17 protein-coding genes and 2 riboswitches are annotated in these 19,702 nt (G+C 63.7%); of the genes, 5 read left to right on the forward strand and 12 right to left on the reverse strand.

Going from position 1 to position 19,702, the window contains the following annotated elements; genetic code table 11:
- Positions 1 to 18 precede the first annotated feature (18 nt).
- Genes BSY16_RS16565 through BSY16_RS16575 form a run of 3 tightly spaced genes read right to left on the reverse strand, consistent with a single transcriptional unit; the run spans position 19 to position 4,373 of the window.
- The gene (locus BSY16_RS16565) at positions 19 to 2,238 is read right to left on the reverse strand and encodes a glycosyltransferase (protein ID WP_069060683.1); all 2,220 of its coding nucleotides are present in this window, start codon (positions 2,236 to 2,238) and stop codon (positions 19 to 21) included.
- The gene (locus BSY16_RS16570) at positions 2,235 to 2,657 is read right to left on the reverse strand and encodes a hypothetical protein (RefSeq protein WP_069060684.1); all 423 of its coding nucleotides are present in this window, start codon (positions 2,655 to 2,657) and stop codon (positions 2,235 to 2,237) included. Before BSY16_RS16570 ends, BSY16_RS16565 begins: the two co-directional genes overlap by 4 nt.
- Entirely contained in the window at positions 2,658 to 4,373 is a 1,716-nt protein-coding gene (locus BSY16_RS16575; protein ID WP_069060685.1) for a heparinase II/III domain-containing protein, read from the reverse strand. It abuts the gene before it with no gap.
- A 179-nt stretch (positions 4,374 to 4,552) separates the two neighbouring features.
- Between BSY16_RS16575 and BSY16_RS31975 the strand changes: the two genes are divergently transcribed.
- The 4 genes from BSY16_RS31975 (at position 4,553) to BSY16_RS16590 (ending at position 8,397) form a co-directional block, all read left to right on the forward strand.
- Positions 4,553 to 4,783, forward strand: coding sequence for a hypothetical protein (locus BSY16_RS31975; protein WP_150129979.1), 231 nt, complete (start codon positions 4,553 to 4,555; stop codon positions 4,781 to 4,783).
- Between the two features lie 47 nt (positions 4,784 to 4,830).
- Positions 4,831 to 6,528, forward strand: coding sequence for a caspase family protein (locus BSY16_RS16580; protein WP_069060686.1), 1,698 nt, complete (start codon positions 4,831 to 4,833; stop codon positions 6,526 to 6,528).
- Between the two features lie 144 nt (positions 6,529 to 6,672).
- Positions 6,673 to 7,038, forward strand: coding sequence for a MarR family winged helix-turn-helix transcriptional regulator (locus BSY16_RS16585; protein ID WP_286157146.1), 366 nt, complete (start codon positions 6,673 to 6,675; stop codon positions 7,036 to 7,038).
- Between the two features lie 45 nt (positions 7,039 to 7,083).
- Positions 7,084 to 8,397: an MFS transporter gene (locus tag BSY16_RS16590; protein WP_069060688.1), complete on the forward strand. Its 1,314-nt coding sequence runs from the start codon at positions 7,084 to 7,086 to the stop codon at positions 8,395 to 8,397.
- Between the two features lie 3 nt (positions 8,398 to 8,400).
- Here BSY16_RS16590 and BSY16_RS16595 read toward each other — a convergent pair whose 3' ends face one another.
- Positions 8,401 to 9,537 carry a helix-turn-helix domain-containing protein gene (locus tag BSY16_RS16595; RefSeq protein WP_353652368.1) on the reverse strand — a complete coding sequence of 379 codons (1,137 nt, stop codon included), beginning with the start codon at positions 9,535 to 9,537 and terminating at the stop codon, positions 8,401 to 8,403.
- Between the two features lie 20 nt (positions 9,538 to 9,557).
- Between BSY16_RS16595 and BSY16_RS16600 the strand changes: the two genes are divergently transcribed.
- Entirely contained in the window at positions 9,558 to 10,625 is a 1,068-nt protein-coding gene (locus BSY16_RS16600) for an alpha/beta hydrolase family protein (RefSeq protein WP_069060689.1), read from the forward strand.
- Positions 10,626 to 10,700: 75 nt separating this feature from the next.
- Here the strand turns inward: BSY16_RS16600 and BSY16_RS16605 are convergent, their stop codons facing one another.
- The 8 genes from BSY16_RS16605 to BSY16_RS32465 form a co-directional block, all read right to left on the reverse strand.
- Positions 10,701 to 12,608, reverse strand: a complete 1,908-nt coding sequence (locus tag BSY16_RS16605; protein WP_069060690.1) for a methyl-accepting chemotaxis protein — start codon at positions 12,606 to 12,608, stop codon at positions 10,701 to 10,703.
- A gap of 138 nt (positions 12,609 to 12,746) precedes the next feature.
- Entirely contained in the window at positions 12,747 to 13,763 is a 1,017-nt protein-coding gene (locus tag BSY16_RS16610) for an aldose epimerase family protein (RefSeq protein WP_069060691.1), read from the reverse strand.
- Positions 13,764 to 13,859: 96 nt separating this feature from the next.
- A complete protein-coding gene (locus BSY16_RS16615) occupies positions 13,860 to 14,312 on the reverse strand; it encodes a GNAT family N-acetyltransferase (RefSeq protein WP_069060692.1) in 453 nt (150 codons plus the stop codon).
- Between the two features lie 2 nt (positions 14,313 to 14,314).
- Entirely contained in the window at positions 14,315 to 15,235 is a 921-nt protein-coding gene (metA, locus tag BSY16_RS16620; protein ID WP_069060693.1) for a homoserine O-acetyltransferase MetA, read from the reverse strand.
- 60 nt (positions 15,236 to 15,295) lie between these two features.
- Positions 15,296 to 15,373, reverse strand: a riboswitch (SAM riboswitch).
- A 99-nt stretch (positions 15,374 to 15,472) separates the two neighbouring features.
- A complete protein-coding gene (locus BSY16_RS16625) occupies positions 15,473 to 15,715 on the reverse strand; it encodes a hypothetical protein (RefSeq protein ID WP_069060694.1) in 243 nt (80 codons plus the stop codon).
- A gap of 254 nt (positions 15,716 to 15,969) precedes the next feature.
- Positions 15,970 to 17,796, reverse strand: a complete 1,827-nt coding sequence (locus BSY16_RS16630; RefSeq protein WP_069060695.1) for an ABC-F family ATP-binding cassette domain-containing protein — start codon at positions 17,794 to 17,796, stop codon at positions 15,970 to 15,972.
- A 3-nt stretch (positions 17,797 to 17,799) separates the two neighbouring features.
- Positions 17,800 to 18,465, reverse strand: coding sequence for a thiamine diphosphokinase (locus BSY16_RS16635; RefSeq protein WP_069060696.1), 666 nt, complete (start codon positions 18,463 to 18,465; stop codon positions 17,800 to 17,802).
- A gap of 750 nt (positions 18,466 to 19,215) precedes the next feature.
- On the reverse strand, positions 19,216 to 19,392 hold the full coding sequence (locus BSY16_RS32465; protein ID WP_171902424.1) for a hypothetical protein: 177 nt from the start codon (positions 19,390 to 19,392) through the stop codon (positions 19,216 to 19,218).
- 179 nt (positions 19,393 to 19,571) lie between these two features.
- Positions 19,572 to 19,684: riboswitch (TPP riboswitch) on the forward strand.
- The last annotated feature ends 18 nt before the right edge of the window (positions 19,685 to 19,702 follow it).

Genomic DNA, 19,702 nt, shown 5'->3' on the forward strand with positions numbered 1-19,702 from the left:
CATGCGACAAACAATACCCTAGAGCGAATCGGCGAGCTTGCGGTCGGAGCGCACGAGCCGCGCGTGATCGGTGATGAAGGCGGCGATCCTGTCGGCGCCGTTCTGCCAGTCGATAGCCTCGCAGCGCGCCACTATGTGGCGCCGCTGCCATGGGTCGAGGAGCCGCGTGATGAAATCGCGGCAGCGTGGCAGGTCGGTGTCGCGCCGCATAGTCCAGCCGTAGCCGTTGAGTTCTGCCCAGCGGGCGCGGCTGAGCTGCATATCCATTTCATCGGCCTCATTCGGCACGAAGAGGGTCGGGATGGCGCCGAGCAGGTTTTCGTGGAAGCCGTTATAGCCGGCGGCCGATACGGCGGCGTCGAAGGCGCGGCTGTAGCGGAAGACGGGATAGGCCTCGCGCACCAGGTGGCGCGGACCGGATGACTGGACGGGTTCGACGGCCGCGCGAATCGGTGACTGGAATTCGACGATGACCGTATCGGGATGCGACAGCACTGCGTCGATGACGGCGGCGCGAACCCCTGCCATGTCGAAATTGTTGCCCGAGCCGATCTGCAGCGCGACGACCGTGCTGTCCGCTGGCAGAGCGAGCAGGCGGCGGGCTTCGCCCCTTTCCATTCGGTCTTCCGGCCTGATGTGCAGCACCGGCGGGACCGTATATGCGCGGTGGCGAACGTCCCGGGTTGGCCCGATATCGAATTCTTCGGCAAACTCGCCCGGTTCGATGACGGCGTCGAAAGCGCCTTCCAGGTCGAGGAAGAGGCGATGGCCTTCCCGCCACATCGGCCGGCGCATCCAGAGGGAATAGATATCCGGAAAGAGCGCCAGCACGTCGGCGATGGCGGGAAACACGGCTGTCGCGTCATAGGCGATGACGGCGGGCTTCAAATGGCTGACGAGTTCGAAAAGCTCGTCGGCGAAGACGCTGCGCCAGTCCTGCGTATCCGCGTCCATGGCCCTGTGGTGGTTGAAGAAATGCGTCTGGTAGCCGGCATCGACGGCCACCTTCGCGGCATAGGACATGGTCGCGAAAACCGGAATGAGATCCGGCGGCAGGCGGTCGGCGACGGCCATCTGGCGAGTGATATGCCCCATGCCGACGCCGTTCGACGACAGGAAAAGCACGGGACGCGCCGGCAGCGGTGGCATGAGGAGTGTTGGTGGCGGCGGTTTATCCGCATCGGCGGGCATCAGGGCGGCAATCCGGCCGGCAAAACGTTCGATGCTGTGCCGCTCCACGGCAAAACGGCGGGCGCGCTCGCTCTGGGCGGCATAGAGGGCCGGATTGGCGATGTGGTGGTCGATGATCCTCTTGACGTCATCGGGCACGGCATAAAGCGCGGCTTCGCCGAACAGCGGCTCAAAATGTTTGGGAAGAATGGTGACGAGGCCGGCGGCAAGCGCCTCCAGGATCGCGCGGCCAAAAGCCTCCGACCAGGCCGTGCTGTGGTAATAGACATAGAAATCGAGGTCTGCGAGAAACTCCGCGACACCCGTGAAGCCGAACGGCTGGAGCTTCCAGTTTTCCGGGATCGCGTCGTAATGGGCCTGCAGGAATTCTTCTCCGCCCAGCATGCGGATTTCATAGCGCCTGGCATCCGTCGGATAGACGGCCTTGGCCTCCTCGAGCGTGTCGGGCCATTTCTGGGGGTGCGGACGGGAATGCCGGCCGATGCGCACCGGCATCTTGAGGGCCTGTGGTTTGCGGCAGGGCCAGTCGTCGAGATCGATGAGGTTGTGCCAATCCTCCTCCAGCAGGGCGCAATCCTGCGGCAGATGGCGCGGCAGGCTTTTGCGGACGACGGCACTGACGGGCGCCAGCAGCACCGGCTTGCCGAAGGCGAAGCGCGCGTGTTTCACGACGGTTGCGATGTCATATTGCCGGCTTCCTGCCCGGTCGATGGCGGGGTGATGCAGCACGATCACCACTTTTTCCGCCTCGATCATCGGTCGTGGCTGCAGCGGGTTTATCAGGATGCCGGGATGGTGCAGCAGCAGCAGCCGGGTTTCGACCTTCTGCGCCGGATCGACCCGATCCGTCAGGCCGTTGCCGAGATGGGCGCGGATGTCCGCATGCACCGGGAAGGGCAGGCCGAGGATCGGCCCTTTCACCATGAGCAGCCCCGTGCTCCAGCCTTCGCGCGCGGCGGCCGTCATTTCCGCGGCAAGGGCCGTGGACGTACCCCCCTCGAAACGCACGTCGGCGACGAAAACGATGTCGTAGCGGCAGATCGTCATGCAGGCCGCTCCTCTGTCGCAGCAAGGAAACGGTCGATGTTGGCGCCATAGGCCAGCACATGCTCGGGCTGCCATTTGGCAAGGATGATCTCCCAGCGGGCGCTCAGATAGGCGTGCCAGGAAAGCGTATCGCGGTGCCGCGTCTGCTCTGTAAGCGACGGGAAATATTCGAACGCCGCGCCGGCGGCACGAAAATGCAGGAACTCCGGCAGATCGGTGACGTAGACGATCTTGTCATACCCCGCAAAGGTCTTGCCGACCTTGGTGATGATCTCGTCGTGTTTGTCGCGGGCCACCTCGAACAGCGTCACGACCACGATGCGTTTCGGCCCGGCCGAGCGGTAGATGTAGAGGTCGTTCTGTTCTGCGGCCGCGGCCGCGGGCTGTCGATCGGCCCGGAAGAACCGCAGAAGATCCATTCATGCCTCCTCGGTCTGTTTAGGCCATCGCACGCTGGCGATCTCTCTCAGCCAGGCTTCCACCGACTGTTGATCCGGCTCGCCTTGCCGGTCGGAAAACAGGCACGCGACGAACAGGCCGTCGGCCGGCACCGCAAGTCGGGCGGTCAAGCGCCGGATTTGGCTGAAGCGATCCTCATCGGCCGCGATCGGCTCGATCGTGAGCGGGTGTTCGTCGGGTGCATAAAGGCGAGCAGTGATCGCGAGGTCGCCATCACCGAGACAGATCCGTCCGTCGCCATCGGAAGCCGCAGCCTGCGTGTGGCACTGCCAGAGGACCGGGAGCCTGTCGCTTTCGTGCTTCGGCACGATCAGGTCCGCAACGACGACGACGCCGTTTTCGCTGGGTGTAAAGCCGCGCAGATGCCGGAAGGGTGAAGCGGGGTCGACGATATCCAGCGCGATACGGGAACCGTCTGCCACGATGGTCGCCTCGGCCTCTCTCGATTGCTCGCCGGCGAAGGCGACATTGTGCGCACGGGTCTGCGTCAGGAAATAGGAGGGGCGGTGTGCGGGGTCGAAATAACCCGGCGCCGCATAGTCTTCGCGCCCGAGATCGCAAACCAGGCGGTTTCTCCCTACATCGAGCACGAAGCTTCCGAGGTCTGCATGGCAGTGGTTTGTGGTGTTGCGCCCGGCGCGGGCGGCTAGGTACCACTCCCGTCCGTCCGCGTGGTGGCGCAGGATGGCGTATCCGGCGTCGAACACCTCAATGCGGGGTGCCGCTTCGAAGGTCGGCGGGTCGGGCGGCGCGTGGTACCATAAAAGATCGAAGGGATGGACCGCACCCGGTGCCTGCCACTGCCAGGCAACGGCGCCCTCCTCTTCGCTGCGTGCGGCAAACCAGCCAAGCATCGGGGAGCGTTCGTGCTCGGTCGGCTCGTCGCCGGCGTTGAAACCCTGGCCGGACGGGCTGACGAGCGCCCGCTGGAAGCGCCAATGGGCGGGCAGGCGGCTGACTTCCTCGGGCACGCGGTGCGACAGGCCAGCCTCCGTGAGCGCCTCGACGGCGAGGATGGCGTAGCGCGCGGCATAGGCGCCGTAGGCGGCGCCCTCCGGCCAACCGCCCTTGTCGTCGAAAATGGAAAGGGCCGAGCGGAACGGGCCGAGAGCGAGATCGAGGAGTTCGTCGCAGGGTTCGGGCATGGCCGAGCGCGTCAGGGCCGCAGCGGTGATCAGGCCACCGCAGCACACCAGCGTCCAGTTGGTCCGCGCCGTTGTCCAGTCCGACCCGGCATGCAGTGAAGAGAGGCCGGGAAGCAGTGCATGGCGAAGAAGGGCGTCTTCGACCAGCGCCAGTTCGTTTTTCGACATGACGGGCTGTGCCCAGTTTCGGCCGATCGCCACGGCAGCGGCCATTTCGGCCGTGTCGATGAAATGCTGTCGGTTCCAATCGGGAAACCGGGCGGCGGCCATGATTTCGCTGACGATCCTGCGCCGGAAGGCAGTGTGGCCGGTGACGGCCCAGGCTACCCCAAGCGTGACGACGCGCTCGCCGAGCAGCCGGCTCGTCTCAAGCAGGATGCCACGCGCCGGATCGATGCGGTGTTCGATGGGTGCCGCCCCGCCCATGTCGTCGGCGCGCGCGACGATCGTCCCGGCGATGTGTGCGGCATGGGCGTTCTGCGCCAGGAGACGCCGCAATCGATCCGGTTTGTTGTTCCCGAAGAGCATCATAGGAAACGCCCCTGGTCGGATTGACCCGTCTGCGGCCCGCCTTGAATTGTCCGACAGACAGCATAGAGCACGACGCTTCCAAACTTGACAAGCGCTAGATAAACCCAGAGGATGAGGGCACTTAATTCTTCGACAGTAGTGTATTCTCAAGCCATAACCGTGCGAAGTGGGGATGGGCCATGGCGATATTGCTGGCAGGGAAGATATCGGCGCTCGTCGCTCTTTTTACGGCATCGATGATCATCAGTGGTTGTGAGACAACGGCCGGTGCGCCGGAAATTTGCAAGACAAATCCAAAGTCTTCGCGCTGCGCGAAGGTTGTCAAAAATCAGCCTGTGAAAGTCAGTCAGGCTCGGAAAACTCAGAAGGCAAAAAGTTCGGTTTCTCAATTGTCGAGAAACAACTACTGATGGCCTGCGTTCAAGCCGCACTGTAGAACTATTATGGGAAGGAGTTGATGGACATGCGACGCCATGGCCTTCTTGTTTATGCCCTTTCCTTCTTTCTTGTTGTCCTTCCCGGACTGGCCTTTGCCGAAACGTCTCCGGTCAAGCGTCTTGCGCTTGTGCTTGGCAATGAAGCCTACAAGGATTTGCCCCCGCTCAAGAATGCGCTGGCCGATGCGGATGCCATGGATGCGGCGTTGCGTGACGTGGGCTTCGAGGTGCAGCTCGTGCGCAATGCCGACAAGTCCGGCATGGAGCGCGCGCTCATCGACTTCCGCAACAAGATCGAGCCCGACTCCGTCGTGCTCGTCTATTATGCCGGGCATGGGTTGCAGGCATCGGAGGAGAATTTCCTGGTGCCGATCGATGCCAGGATTGCCGACGCCATGGACCTGCCGCTCGTTGCCATGTCGGCAAGCCAGGTGCTGCGCCAGCTCGAGGGCACGAAGGCCGGTTCGATCATTTTCATCCTCGATGCCTGCCGGGACAATCCCTTCCTCGGCAAGGACGGCAAGACCCGTTCCATCGGCAACGGCGATTCCCTGTCGCGCGGGCTTGCCCGCATCGTCAGCAAACATACGGGAACGCTGATCGCCTTCTCCACCTCGCCGGGTGACGTGGCGCAGGACGGCAAGGGCGGGAACAGCCCCTATACCAAAGCGCTGACCGCCGCATTGCGCACGCCGGGGCAATCGATAGAAGCGATCTTCAAGGAAACACGCGCCCGGGTGGTTGAGGCGACCGGCGGCGAGCAGATCCCGTGGGAAAACTCGTCGCTCGTGCGCGATGTCGTGCTCATTCCGCAGGCCGGCGGTCCCAAGGTCGTCGAGGCGACGCCGTGCGATCTAGCGGCCGCCCATCCCTCCGATCCGGAACGCATCGGCCCGAGCGTGGAATATGCCAATCTCGATCCGCAGATCGCCGTTCCGGCCTGCGAGGCGGCGGTGGCAAGCGATCCCACCAACATGCGCTTCAAGACGCTGCTTGCCCGTGCCTTCGACAAGGCCGGTCGCGGCGAGGATGCCTACAAGCTCAATGAAGTGGCCATGGCCGCCGGCAATCTGGCCGCCTATCACAATATGGGCAACCTCTACCGCAAGGGCCTCGGGGTGAAGCTCGATCTGGCAAAGTCCTTCGAGCTTTATCTCTATGCCGCCGAACGGGGCCATCCCGAAGACCAGAGCAATGTCGGCTACATGTATTTCCAGGGCCAGGGTGTCGCGCAGGATTATGGCAAGGCGCGTATCTGGTTGGAAAAGGCGGCAAACCAGAATTGGGGTGCCGCCTTCGACAAGCTTGGCCTCATCTATCTCAAGGGGCTCGACACCAAGGTCGATCTGGAGGCGGCCGCGGAGAACTTCCAGAAGGGCGTGGATCTCGGCGACCGCAGCGCCATGGTCAACCTTGCCAACCTCTACAAGGACGGCAAGGGCGTCGAGAAGGATCCGAAAAAGGCCTTCGACTTCTATTCGCGTGGGGCCCGGCTCGGTGCGGTCGCTGCCTATGTCAATCTGGGCAATCTGTATGAGGAAGGCCGCGGGGTCGAAAAGGACCTGCTGCAGGCCGCGTTCTGGTTCACGCTGGCGTCACGCGAGGGGCGGGAAGACGCGCTGGAGAAATTGCGCACGACGCGGGCCGTTCTGTCCGAAGGCGACAAGGAGATCCTGCAGCAGCGGCTGGACGACTGGGCACGCGGTCGCTTCGGTTGATGATTTTCACGTCAGATTTGATTTGTTGTGCGTGCTGTCCGGCATGCCTTCAGTCGTTCGTTGAAGCCAGCGGGCTTGACTGCGGGTTAAGTATGGGCATATACCCGCATAATGAACGCACCGTGTTACTGCAACCGTTTGAGAATGGCGAACCGCAAGCTCAGCGCCCTCTATGACGGCGCGCTGGAGCCGACGGGCATCAATATTGCGCAGTTTTCCCTGCTGAGGAATGTCGAGCGGCGTCAGCCGGTGAGCCTGACGGAGCTTGGCCGACATATGGAACTGGATCGCTCGACGCTTGGACGCAATGTCCGCGTCCTCGAACGCATGGGTCTGGTCGAATTCGGGAGTGGAGACGATCAGCGCGAGGCGTTGGTGCTTCTGACCGGCCGCGGCACCGAGATATTGCAGACCGCCGTGCCGCTCTGGCAGGCCTGCCAGGACGACGTGGCCGCTCGCCTCGGGCCGGAAAAACTCGCACTCATAACCGAACTGAACAGCCTGCTGTGATTTTTTGACCGTTAAGCGGGTAGCTACCCGTAGATTGGATGCCGCATGCCGAACACCCTACCCTCCACCGGCACGACGATCTCGCGTTTCGCCGCCCGTCACGGCGTTCATTATGGCTGGGTGGTGGCGGCCGCCACCTTCCTGACCATGCTGGTGACGGCGGGTGCCGTCGGCACGCCGGGCGTGCTGATCGGTCCCCTGCAACAGGAATTCGGCTGGAGCACGTCGGAAATTTCCTCCGCCTTCGCCATCCGCCTCGTGCTGTTCGGGTTGATGGGCCCCTTCGCCGCCGCCTTCATCAACCGCTTCGGCATCCGTCGGGTCGCGAGCGTGGCGCTTCTACTGATCGGCGCCGGCATTCTCGGATCTTTCGCGATGACGGAGCTCTGGCAACTCACCCTGCTCTGGGGCGTCGTTGTCGGCTTCGGCACGGGGCTGACGGCCATGGTTCTCGGCGCGACGGTCGCGACGCGCTGGTTTGCCACCCGGCGCGGCCTCGTGGTCGGCCTGTTGACGGCGAGTACGGCGACCGGCCAGCTGGTGTTTCTGCCGCTGATGGCATCACTCACGGAGAGCCTCGGCTGGCGTGACGCGCTTACGCTCATTCTCGTCATGCTGTTCCTCACGGCCGTCGTCGTCCTTGTCTTCATGCGTGATCACCCCGCTGATGTCGGCCTGGCGCCCTATGGCGCCAAGGACGGAATGGTCGTCGCCCCCGCACCACCGGCGACACTGGGCGCGATGCTCGCCTCCCCCATCGCGGTCCTGATGGAGGCGGCGCAGACCCGGATCTTCTGGGTGCTGTTCGGCACCTTCTTCATCTGCGGCGCCAGCACGAATGGCCTGGTGCAGACACATTTCATAGCGCTCTGCGGCGATTTCGGCATGGCCGCCACCGCGACTGCCGGCATGCTGGCGATCATCGGCATCTTCGACATTGCCGGCACGATCGGTTCGGGCTGGTTGTCCGACCGGTTCGACAGCCGCATCCTGCTGTTCTGGTACTACGGGCTGCGCGGGCTTTCGCTGGTCTATCTGCCCTTCACCAGCTTCAGCTTCTACGAATTATCGATCTTTGCCGTCTTTTACGGTCTCGACTGGGTCGCCACCGTTCCGCCGACCCTCAAGCTCACCATCGACCGCTTCGGAGCACGGGCGCCCATGGTGTTCGGCTGGGTCTTCGCCGGTCACCAGCTCGGCGCCGCCTTCGCGGCCTGGGGCGCGGGCTTCACCAGGACGGCATACGAGACCTATCTTCCGGCCTTCTTCATCGCGGGCGTGCTGTGCCTCATCGGTGCCCTTGCCGTGGTTACGATCCGCGAGCCGAAAATGCCGGAAGCGGCACCGCAGCCTGCATGAGCGTCAACCGCCTGCCGGGCTTGGTGAGCGATTCTCCGCCCGCCAGCTGGCGGGGCTCTGCGTGGTGACCCTACGGAATTCGCGGTTGAAGTTCGATTTCGTCTGGAAGCCGGCTTCGAACATGGCCGAGGTCACCGGCATGTCGGTCTCGCGCAGCAGCCGGCAGGCCTCGGCGATGCGGAAGTCGTTGATATATTGCGAAACGTTCTTGCCGGCGAGGCGGTTGATGGCGCCGGAAATCTGCCGGGCCGGTACGCCTGCCCGCCGAGCAAGACGTGAGAGCGTCAGGTTCTCGTCGCGAAAAAGGTTTTGCGTGGCAAGCAGCCGGTCGACGCGCTCCAGAACGTCGCGGTCCCTTTCATCCGCGGAAGGATCCTGATCCGTCTCGCCGGGTGCCGCGGGGAGCGCGCGGGCGCGGGCGGCGACGGTTGCCGTCAGGCCGAGGAGGAAGAGGCTGAGCAGGTTGGCGTTGCTGACCATCATCGGCACGTTCTCCCCGCGGCTCCATTCGAAATCGAGCACGACCGCGATATCGAAGGAGGCGGAAATGCAGAGCGCGCCGGCGGCAATCAGCAGGGCCTTGTGCGCGCCCGCAGCGCCATCGAGCCGCGCCTCGTCCAGCCCGTCGGGACCGGCCGTGGCGAGCCGCAGCAGGATCGCGGCATAGCCGACGAAGATGACGACGAGGGCAACGTCGATGAAATAGGGCGCAAACAGCAGCAGGGCGATGACGACGACCGGCGGCAGCCCGTTGAGCCAGGGCATGTCTTGCCGGTCAGGCTGGATCAGGCTGCGGAAACTCGCCAGCACCAGCGGCGGTAGCGACGCCGCCAGCACAGGCAGCACATAGCGTAGTGCGGTCAGGTCGTAGCCCCAGCGCAGGCCGACGATGACGGATTGCAGGATGCAGAGCCCGATCAAGGCGAGAAACGGTCGGTTGCCGCTTTCCTGATTGCGCAGGAGCGCCACGAAGCGGATGGCGAGCAACAGGGCGACGACGAAGGGCAGGGGAATGAAGAGCACGGCAGGAACGGTTCTGTTGACGATGGACGCATCATGATCCGGATCGCGATCAAGGGCGACCTCAAACATGATCGAGGACGTCGGGAAGGGCGTCAGCGGCGATGATTTGCCCGTCAAATCAATCGAGCGAGGCTCCCATGTTTCCCTTTCGCATGTTTTCCGTCCTTCTCATGGCGGGTGCATCCATCACATCCGTCCATGCCGCCGAGGTCGGCGTTCGCACCTTCGGCGTTGCCGCGCCGGAACGTGGCCGCGATATTGAGGTCACCGTCTGGTACCCCGCCGCTGACGGCGGAACGCCAGGCCTGGTCGGCGACAACAGGATTTTCAAAGGAGAGCCCGCCACGCGCGATGCGGCGATCGCCACGGGCCGCTTTCCGCTCGTGCTGCTGTCGCACGGCTCCGGTGCGCGCGTCGAAACCATGGGCTGGCTGGCGACGAAACTCGCCGAAACGGGGTTCGTGGTGGTCGGCCCCAACCATCCCGGCACGACGAGTGGGGATTCCACGCCTGCGGCAACGCCCCTCATCTGGGAGCGCACGGCCGATCTTTCTGCGGTGATCGACCGCTTCTCGACCGATCCGACCTGGAGTTCTGCGATCGATCCGGCGCGGATTGGCGTCGTCGGCTTCTCGCTCGGCGGTTCGACCGCGCTGGAAATTGCCGGCGCGCGGGCCGATCTCGAAGCCTATGCCCGCTATTGCGACAGCTATGACAAGTGGGATTGCGCCTGGTTTGCCGGCGGGCGTGGCTATGTCGACGAGATGCCCGTCGACGTGGATAAGGTCGACCTGCGCAAGCTCGACAAGGCCCGTTTCGAACAGTCGAACCACGACCCGCGCATCCGTGCCGCCGTGCTGGTGGATCCCGGGCTGGCGCAGGCCTATGTCGATGACAGTCTCAAGGCGATCGACATTCCGTTGAGCTTCATCAATCTCGGCGGCCCGGGCGCAATTCCCGAAGCGGTGATCGCCGACAAGCTGGCGGCGCTGGTGCCGCAGGCAAGCTATGCGACGGTCACGGAAGCCGTGCATTTCAGCTTCCTGCCGGAGTGCAAGGACGGCGCTGGTGACTTCCTGAAATCGGTCGGCGAGATCGATCCGATCTGCGACGAAACGGGTAGCCGGTCGCGGGCGGATATCCATGCGGAGCTGAAACGCCTCATCGTCGATGCGCTTCAGCGTAGCCTCAAGGGTTCGTTCTGAGCCGAGGGTTGCTGAATGAGAAAGACCAGCGACCGGTTGTCCGGTCGCTGGTCTTTGGCGTGTTTGTAGAGGGCGTCAGGCGGCGCGGCGCTGGTAGACGGCGTTGCCGCGTCCTGTGTCGATATGGAACTGCGACAGCGCGGTCTGGAGCTGGGCGGCCTCGCTGGCGAGCACCTGGCTTGCGGCGGTGGTTTCCTCCACCATCGCGGCGTTCTGCTGGGTCATCTGGTCCATCTGGTTGACGGCCGTGTTGATCTCGCCAAGCGCTGCGGACTGTTCCTGGGCCGCACGCGTGATCGAGACGACGTGGTCGTTGACGCGGTTTACCAGATCCTTGATCTCGGAGAGCACGTCGCCGGTCGAAAGAACCAGCGAGACACCACCCTTCACTTCGCCGGCCGAGGCGTTGATCAGCGTCTTGATCTCCTTGGCGGCATTGGCGGAGCGCTGGGCGAGTTCGCGCACTTCCTGGGCGACGACGGCGAAACCGCGACCGGCTTCGCCGGCACGCGCCGCTTCCACACCGGCATTCAGTGCCAGGAGGTTGGTCTGGAAAGCGATCTCGTCGATGACAGAGATGATCTGGCTGATCTTCTGCGACGACTGCTCGATGCGGCCCATGGCGCTGATGGCGTTCTGGACGATGTCGCCGGACTTGTCGGCGCTGTCCTTGGCTTCGCGCACGATTTCCGAGGCTTCGAGCGCGCGGCTTGTCGAGGTTTTGACCGTGGTGGTGATTTCCTCTAGGGCAGCCGCCGTTTCCTCAAGCGAAGCCGCCTGCTGCTCCGTGCGGTGGGCAAGCTGGTTTGCCGCGGCGGAAAGCTCGCGGGAATTGCCGGATATAGTGCCGGCGGTGGTGAGGATGCCGGTCATCGTGCTGCGCAGCGTCAGCATGGCGCCGTTGACGTTGGCCTGAAGCTCGGCGAAATCGCCCTGGAAGTGGCCGGCCATTTCCTGCGTCAGGTCGGCATGCGAGAGCGAGGCGATCACGCGGCGCACTTCGCTGACGCCGCGGTCGACATTGATCACCAGATCATTGACGCCCGTTGCGAAACGGCGAAGGTCTTCGTCCTCATAGGCCTTGGTGATGCGGCGCGAGAAATCGCCGGCGGCAGCGGCCGCGACAATGGTGCTGATGTTCGTTTGCAGGTCCTTGCTTTGCGCCTGGAGGGCAGCTTCCTGCGTCTCCATTTCGCGCATCTGCATCTCGTTGGCGCGGAACACGTCGAGCGTGCGCGCCATGGCGCCGATCTCGTCCTTGCGCTCGGTGCAGGGGATCGTGTCGTCGAGCTTGCCGGCGGCGAGGTTGGACATGACGCCAGTGAGCAGCTGGATCGGACGCACGATGCCGTTACGAGCGAAGAGCATGCTGAACAGCATGCCGGCGACGATGCAGACGAAGGCGGTCACCAGCAGCAGGATCTGCGTCGTCGTCGAGCGGGAGATTGCGACGGCGCGCGATTCCGACAGCGTGTTGGCGGAGTAGGTTGTGTATTCCTTCAGCGCGGCGGTGACGGCCTTCTGGCCTTCCAGCGCCTTGTCGAGGGCAGCGAGAACGGCAGCGCGGTCCTGGCCCTTGTCCGAGCCGGCGACGGCCACCATGGCGCGGATGTCTTCGAAGTACGGTGTCAGTGCCGCGCGAACGCCGTCGAGCAGCTTCTGTTCGTTGGCATCGGCCGTAGAGGCGATCTTCGGCAAGCGGTCGAGCATTTCCGCGGCGCGCTTTTCCGTCTCGGCGGCGAAATCGGCCGCTTTTTCCGGGGCGATTGCGAGCTGGTAGGTCATGCGGCTGATGGCGATGACGTCGATGCGCAGGTCCATGGCCTCGCGGGCCACTTCCTCACGTCCGCCGGTATCCGAAAGGGCGGCACCCAGCGAGGTCAACCCGCGGCTGCCGACGGTGGCGATGGTGCCGGCGGCAAGGCCCATCAAAAGCACGAGCAGGCCGACTTTCCGGGAAATCGAGAGATCCGAAATTTTCATGGATAGCGTCCCTAAGGGCGACCGACGCTGTCCTGGCGCGTTCCATCCCAAACAACCCGGGAACATTCCGGGTCAATCTGGCATCGTTTGTCTAATAGAAAGGTTTCTAATTTGTTGCGCCGCAGCACCCCGAGGGTCTCACCCCTTGCGGAAGACGTAGTCCGTCTCCTGCCGCAGCGTTTCGCCGGGTCGGAGAATGGCATTCGGGAAGCCGGCGTGATTGACGGCATCCGGCCAGACCTGCGTTTCCAGGCAGAAGCCGGCAAAGGCTCCGTAGCGGCGACCATCGAGCCCTGGGACCGGCGGGCCGACCTTCGCGCCGGTGTAGAGCTGTACGCCCGGCTCCGTGGTCAGCACCTCCAGCGAGATGCCGGACAGGGGGCTGCGAACCTCGGCGACCGTGCGCTTTTGCTGACGCTCCGGCGAGAGGCAGAAATTGTGGTCGAAGGCGACGCCAGCCTCTTCGGTCTGCCGGCGGAGCGGCGTCCAGTCGCGGAGATCGAACGGCGTTCCCGCGACGGAGCGGATTTCGCCGGTCGGAATGAGGTTCTCGTCGACCGGCAGATAATGTTCGGCCCTGAGGCGGATCTCGTGGCCGAGGGCGTCGGCCGTGTCGTCGAGGATGAAATAGCTGTGCTGGCAGAGGTTGACCGGTGTGGGCGCATCCGTCGTCGCCTGGTAGGCGACGGAGAGCACGCCATCGCCCGGCAGGCGATAGGTGCAGGTGATGGCGCAGGTGCCGGGATAACCGGCGCGGCCGGCGGGGTCGGCCAGCGTCAGGGTGACGAAGTCGCTGCCGTGATCGGCGATATGCCAGTTCTGCCGACCGATGCCGTCGCTGCCGCCATGCAGGTGCGAGACGCCGCGTTCGTTGCATTCGAGCTGGTACTCGGTGCCGTCGACTGCAAACCGGCCGCCGCCGATGCGGTTGGCGCAGCGCCCCGGCGTCGCGCCGAAATAGGGAGAGTGGGCGAGGTAGGAGGGGAGATCTTCGAAGCCCAGCACCAGCGGCGCGTCATGTCCCGTGAGCCTGAGGTCCTGGATGACGGCGCCCCAGGTCAGCACCTGGGCGGTCAACCCGCCGCCGGTGATCGTGATGCGCTCGACCGTCTCGCCAGACTCAAGGCGACCGAAAATTTCATTCCCTGCACCCACGCTCGCGTCTCCTCGCCGATCCCAATTGCGGGCGGCAAACTGCTGCAATTCCTTCCGGCCCGCAACCGAAAAGTCATACTTTTCGAGAATCGGCCCTTAGAAGGTCTTCTGGTAGATGATGAAGGGCGTCTTGTCGGCGATGCGGTCGTAGAGCTGGCGCGCGGTGGCGTTGAACTCCTGCGTCATCCAGTAGACCTCCGGCGAGCCCGCCTCCTTCGCCTTGGCATAGACCCCTTCGATCAGCGCGCGCCCGATACCGGAGCCGCGAACCTCCGGGTCGGCATAGAGATCCTGCAAATAGCAGACATTGCCGATCGTCCAGCAGGAGCGATGGAACAGGTAGTGGGCGAGGCCGACCGGCTTGCCGTCGAGCGTGGCGAGGAGGCCGCGGAACTCGCCGTCCGCCACTTCGCCCGTCAGCCGGGCGAAGGTGGTGGCAAAAATCTCCTCGGGCAGGATCGTCTCGTAGAAGGCGAGATAGGCGGTCCACAGGCGGCGCCATTCGCCTTCATCGTCTGCATGCAAAGGGCGAATGACGACACGGCTCATGGTCAGGCTCCTGTTCTGATCTTTTCCAGATCATAACTCGTGGTTTGATAGATTTCGTTGATCCAGTTGCCGAAAAGCAGGTGTGCATGGCCACGCCAGCGGTTCTGTGGTGGCAGCGACGGATCGTTGTGCGGGAAGTAGTTCTTCGGCAACTTGATCGGCACGCCGGCCGAAACATCGCGGAAATACTCGTCGGCGAGGGATGTCGAATCATATTCGACATGGTTGAAGATGTAGAGATTCTTCGCCTTGTCCTGCACCAGGCACACCCCCGTCTCGTCCGATTCCAGCAGTATATCAAGCCCTGGTACGGCGCGGATATCTTCCGCACGGATTTCCGTCCAGCGCGAGACGGGGACCTCGAAATTATCGGAGAAGCCGTTGAGGAAGACCGACGACGGTTTGCGGTTGTGGTGGCGGTAGACGCCGAATGCCTTTTCCTCCAGCGTGTGCTTCGGCACGCCGTGGAAATGGTAGATCGCCGCCATGCCGCCCCAGCAGACGTTCAGCGTCGAATGCACGTTGGTCTGCGTCCAGTCGAGGATCTCCTTCATCTCGTCCCAATAGGTGACGTCCTCGTAATCGAGGATTTCCACCGGCGCGCCGGTGATGATGAAGCCGTCGAACTTGCGGTGACGCACCTCTTCCCACGTGTCGTAGAAGGCAAGCAGGTGGTCTTCCGAGGTGTTTTTCGCGCGGTGGCCGCCGACGCGCACCAGCGACAGTTCCACCTGCAGCGGCGAGGCGCCGACGAGGCGCGCCATCTGCACTTCCGTCTTGATCTTGTTCGGCATGAGGTTGAGCAGCCCGATCTGCAACGGGCGGATATCCTGCCGGATCGCCACCGTTTCGGTCATCACCCGCACACCCTCGTGAACGAGGGTTTCGAAGGCGGGGAGCGTATCGGGAATCTTGATGGGCATGTCTCAACTCGATCCAAAACAAAAACCGGCCGCAACGATGTCGCAACCGGTCCACGTAAGGGTCTTCCTCGCGCGGCCCTTTAGCAACTTGTTTAACGTGGCTGCAAGCCGGCCGGCCAAATCACCACGAGCGTTTTAGATAGCGCTAGTTTCCTTGCGAATCAATCCATCGCCGGGAACGGTCAAGGCCCGGATGCAGCAAGCATCCGGGCCTTGACCGTTCAAAGCGTCGAGAACTTAGTAGTAGCTGTAGTGGCGCTTCTTGTAATAGACCTTGCCGCCCCAGTGGCCGCCCCAGCGATGGCCGTAGTGACCATAGTGGCGCTTGACGCGGTAGTGCTTGTAGCCGTGATGGCCGTAGCCATAGCTGTTGTAACCGTAGCTCTTGTGACCGTAGCCGTAGTAGCCGGCCTCGGACGGGGCAGCGAAGGAAACAGCAGCGACGACGGCGACAACTGCAGAGATAATGAACTTGCGCATGGGACTCTCCTGATCTCTTTCGGGTTACAGAATGAGCTCCTCTCATCCAGTGATCAGACTTTCCCATATCGGAGGAATTTAAGCTGTTTCGGATGGAACAGGTGGTCTCGCGTCCGTTTTCCCCATCCCGGTCCACTCGCAACGTCATCCTCGGCCCTGAGCCGAGGATCCATGCCGCGGCTGCGGTCGGTGGATGCTCGGGTCAAGCCCGAGCATGACGAAGGAGAGGTTGGGCGACGTTCTCAGCGGCCGTCTCAGCCTTCCAGCTCTTCCCGCAGCATTTCCAGCTCGAGCCATTCCTCTTCCATCTTGGTGAGCTGCTCGCGCAGCTTTTCCATCTCGGCGGCAAGCTTGTTGAAGGTTGCCGGGTCCTTGGTGAAGAGGGCGGGATCGGCCATCTTTGCCTCGCGGGCGGCGATCTCCTTTTCCGTCTTCGCCATCTCCTTCGGCAGGTTTTCGAGCGCGAATTTCTGCTTGTAGGAGAGTTTTGCCTTGGCCTTGCTGTCGGGCGACGCGGCCGTGGCTGTCTCGGCGGCTTTCGCCTTCTCGGCCTTGTCCGCCTTGCGCTTCTCCTCGATTGCGCCGCGGCGCTGCGCCATCATGTCGGAATAGCCGCCGGCATATTCGATCCAGCGGCCGTCGGGGTTTTCCGGATCGGCGGGCGCGATGGTCGAGGTGACGGTGCGGTCGAGGAAGTCGCGGTCATGGCTGACGAGCAGCACGGTGCCGGCAAAACCCGCGACGATCTCCTGCAACAGGTCCAGCGTCTCGATGTCGAGGTCGTTGGTCGGTTCGTCGAGGATCAAGAGGTTGGTCGGCCGCGACAGGATGCGGGCCAGCATCAACCGCGCGCGCTCGCCGCCGGACAGGTTGCGGATCGGCGTGCGGGACTGTTCGGGCTGGAACAGGAATTCCTTCATGTAGCCGGTGACGTGGCGCTGCTCGCCGTTGACGATGAGCGTCTCGCCGCGGCCGTCGGTCAGGTAATGGGCGAGCGTGTCGTCGAGGTTCAGGTCCTCGCGGCGCTGGTCGAGGGTCGCGATCTCCAGGTTGGTGCCGAGCTTCACCGTGCCGCTGTCCGGCTCGAGCTGCCCGGTCAGCATCTTGAGCAGGGTGGTCTTGCCGGCACCGTTCGGGCCGACGAGGCCGATGCAGTCGCCACGGTGCACGCGGATCGAGAAGGGCGCGACGATGGTGCGCTCCCCATAGGCCTTGGTAATCTTGTCCGCCTCGATGACCAGCTTGCCGGACTCTTGCGCGTCGGAGGCGCTGGCCTGCACGCTGCCCTGCGGGCCCTTGTGGCCGCGGTAGCGCGAGCGCAGATCATGCAGTGCGCCGAGGCGGCGCATGTTGCGCTTGCGTCGCGCCGTCACGCCGTAGCGTAGCCAGTGTTCCTCGCGTTCGATCGCCTTGCCGAGCTTGTGCTGTTCCAGCTCTTCGGCCTCCAGCACCTCGTCGCGCCAGGCTTCGAAGTGACCGAAGCCGCGGTTGAGCCGGCGCGACTGGCCGCGATCAAGCCAGACGGTGGCGTTCGAGACCTTTTCGAGGAAACGACGGTCGTGCGAGATGACGACGAGGGCCGAGCGCGTCGATTGCAGCTCGCCTTCCAGCCATTCGATGGTTGGGAGATCCAGATGGTTGGTCGGCTCGTCGAGCAGAAGAATATCCGGCTCCGGCGCCATGACGCGGGCGAGCGCCGCCCGGCGCGCCTCGCCGCCCGACAGCGACTTCGGGTCCTCGGTGCCGTTGAGGCCGAGATGTTCGAGCAGGTAGGTGACGCGGTAGGGATCGTCGCTCGGGCCAAGGCCTGATTCCGCATAGGCGGCCACCGTGTCGTAGCCGTCGAAATCCGGCGCCTGATGCAGGTAGCGGATGGTGGCGGACGGGTGGCGGAACACCTCGCCGGATTGCGCCTCGGCAAGGCCGGCGGCGATCTTCATCAGCGTCGACTTGCCCGAGCCGTTGCGGCCGACAAGGCAGATGCGGTCACCGGGCTCCACCTGCAGGCTCGCGCCGGCCAGCAGCGGCGTGCCGCCGAAGCTCAGGAAGATGTCGTCGAGTTTGAGGATGGGCGGTGCCAAGGGTCAGGCTCCTGAAAGGTCATAGGGCCGGGCGATCAGGATCGCGCGGCCGGAGGCGAGCGAAAGACGGATTGCGCCTTCCGCGACATTGGAGATGGTGCGGGATGCCCCGAAGGGCAGCGAGAAATTCGTCAGCGGATAGCGCACGTTGCCGATATCGAGGCCTGCAAGCGGCGAGAGGCCGAGAACGGAAAACAGGCTGCCCTTCGGCAGGTCGATTTCGCGGCTGCCTGGCAGGAGCGGCCAGGCCTCTTCCTCGCCGGAGGTGAGTTTTATCGAAAAGCCCTGCTCTTCCAGCGATACGGCGTGGAGGAGGTGCATCAGGGCATGGTCGCTGCGTTCGCCGCCGAGTGCGCCGGCCAGCACGATGTTTTTTGCGCCGCGCTCGGTGGCGGCGGAGACGGCGATGGCGCCGTCGGTCTCGTTCTTGGCGACGGGATAGGGCTGGCGCTCGATGTCCGGCCAGGCGGCCAGCAAGTCCGGCGGCGTGGAATCGAAATCGCCGACCCAGATTTCCGGCGTGACGCCAAGGGTTTTCGCATGCCGCATGCCGCCATCGGCCGCCACGACACGCGCACCCGCAACGTCCGCCGCAAGCCGCGGCGTCGGCTGGAGCGCGCCTCCGAGGAGGACGACGAAGGTCTGGTCTGTCGGTGCCGGCAAGGTCATGGCTGATGCCCTTAGCGCATGTTTCCGGGAAAGGGAAAGATTTTGGCGTTTTGCCCGGCTCTTCCGAGCCAGCAGGCATATCCACGCGGCGTTTCCGCCCGTGGTTTTGTGAGGAAGCATCGGACGGGGCGCTGGAAGCTGCCTCGTATGAGTGAGTTTATGTGGCACCTTGCAGCGCCCCGTTCAGCGGTTTTTGCCTGCGACTCGGTCTCTCTGGGAGGATGGGTCTATGGGAACGGTGGCGTGCCTTTCCGCAGGGAAAGCGCCATGCACGCCCTCAGACTTACGGCGCCGCAGCCATGGCTGCCGGTCGGCACCGTCTTCCATCGCGCCGGACGAACCGGGGTAAACCCCGCGGACGTCACCCGGCGCCAAACCCGATCCCTTTGTGTGCCCCACAGGCACGCCCGTCGAATTTATCAGGAGAAACGGCAGGCCCGGCCCGGCGCCCCCGTCGTTTCCCCCGGATCGCCGGAGGGAGACCATTTTCCGCAGGCCCTTCCGGTGAAGGTTCACGTCCTTCCCGCACCGAAAGCGCCGATCCCGCCTGACTGCCACGCCTGGCAGCGTATCCTTCGGCGGGATGAGAGGATTGTAGGCATGGATTTGCGGGGTGGGGAAAATGTGGGGACTTTTTTTTGAAGATGACGGCTTCCTTTCGTACTGCTGGCTCTGGCCGATAACACCCAGAAAGCAAAAACCCGGATGCAGGGACATCCGGGCTTTTGGGGAGGTCAGGGGGCGGGTGGTTTATTTGCAGACCTTGATCTTCTTGATGATGACGTTGCCGTAGTAATCGTAGGACTTCACTTTCTTGATGAAGCAGTGCGGCTTGTGGCCGTAGCTGTAGTAGCCGGCCTGCGAGGGGGCGGCGAAGGAAACGGCTGCAACGAGGGCAACGGTGGCGGAAACGATGAACTTGCGCATGGGTCTCTCCTGAGTTCCGGGGGATGAGCCTCTCTCATCCGGTAATTGGACTTTCCCACATCGCCCCGCCCCGCGCTGTTCCGCATGGAACAGGCCGGGGCCGTGCCGTTTTGCATCGACCGGAGGGTGCTTGCCCGCACAACCCCTTGCGCACTGTCACAAGCGGGATTATGCCTTTTCCTGCTCTAACGGGGTGCTTGTGGGTTTCGATCCATGGGCTGAGAGGCGGTTTCGCCAACCCGAAGAACCTGATCCGGCTCGTACCGGCGGAGGGATTAGACGGCACATTCCAGCGCCCTATTCCCGTTTG

It is taken from the genome of Sinorhizobium sp. RAC02 (assembly GCF_001713395.1).
Taxonomy (GTDB): domain Bacteria; phylum Pseudomonadota; class Alphaproteobacteria; order Rhizobiales; family Rhizobiaceae; genus Shinella.

What these genes read in the sequence shown, in the direction of transcription:
- BSY16_RS16565 (WP_069060683.1), bottom strand. Translation starts at nt 2,238, where the DNA reads ATGACGATCTGCCGCTACGACATCGTTTTCGTCGCCGACGTGCGTTTC.
- BSY16_RS16570 (WP_069060684.1), bottom strand. Translation starts at nt 2,657, where the DNA reads ATGGATCTTCTGCGGTTCTTCCGGGCCGATCGACAGCCCGCGGCCGCG.
- BSY16_RS16575 (WP_069060685.1), bottom strand. Translation starts at nt 4,373, where the DNA reads ATGATGCTCTTCGGGAACAACAAACCGGATCGATTGCGGCGTCTCCTG.
- BSY16_RS31975 (WP_150129979.1), top strand. Translation starts at nt 4,553, where the DNA reads ATGGCGATATTGCTGGCAGGGAAGATATCGGCGCTCGTCGCTCTTTTT.
- BSY16_RS16580 (WP_069060686.1), top strand. Translation starts at nt 4,831, where the DNA reads ATGGACATGCGACGCCATGGCCTTCTTGTTTATGCCCTTTCCTTCTTT.
- BSY16_RS16585 (WP_286157146.1), top strand. Translation starts at nt 6,673, where the DNA reads ATGGCGAACCGCAAGCTCAGCGCCCTCTATGACGGCGCGCTGGAGCCG.
- BSY16_RS16590 (WP_069060688.1), top strand. Translation starts at nt 7,084, where the DNA reads ATGCCGAACACCCTACCCTCCACCGGCACGACGATCTCGCGTTTCGCC.
- BSY16_RS16600 (WP_069060689.1), top strand. Translation starts at nt 9,558, where the DNA reads ATGTTTCCCTTTCGCATGTTTTCCGTCCTTCTCATGGCGGGTGCATCC.
- BSY16_RS16605 (WP_069060690.1), bottom strand. Translation starts at nt 12,608, where the DNA reads ATGAAAATTTCGGATCTCTCGATTTCCCGGAAAGTCGGCCTGCTCGTG.
- BSY16_RS16615 (WP_069060692.1), bottom strand. Translation starts at nt 14,312, where the DNA reads ATGAGCCGTGTCGTCATTCGCCCTTTGCATGCAGACGATGAAGGCGAA.
- metA (WP_069060693.1), bottom strand. Translation starts at nt 15,235, where the DNA reads ATGCCCATCAAGATTCCCGATACGCTCCCCGCCTTCGAAACCCTCGTT.
- BSY16_RS16625 (WP_069060694.1), bottom strand. Translation starts at nt 15,715, where the DNA reads ATGCGCAAGTTCATTATCTCTGCAGTTGTCGCCGTCGTCGCTGCTGTT.
- BSY16_RS16635 (WP_069060696.1), bottom strand. Translation starts at nt 18,465, where the DNA reads ATGACCTTGCCGGCACCGACAGACCAGACCTTCGTCGTCCTCCTCGGA.
- BSY16_RS32465 (WP_171902424.1), bottom strand. Translation starts at nt 19,392, where the DNA reads ATGCGCAAGTTCATCGTTTCCGCCACCGTTGCCCTCGTTGCAGCCGTT.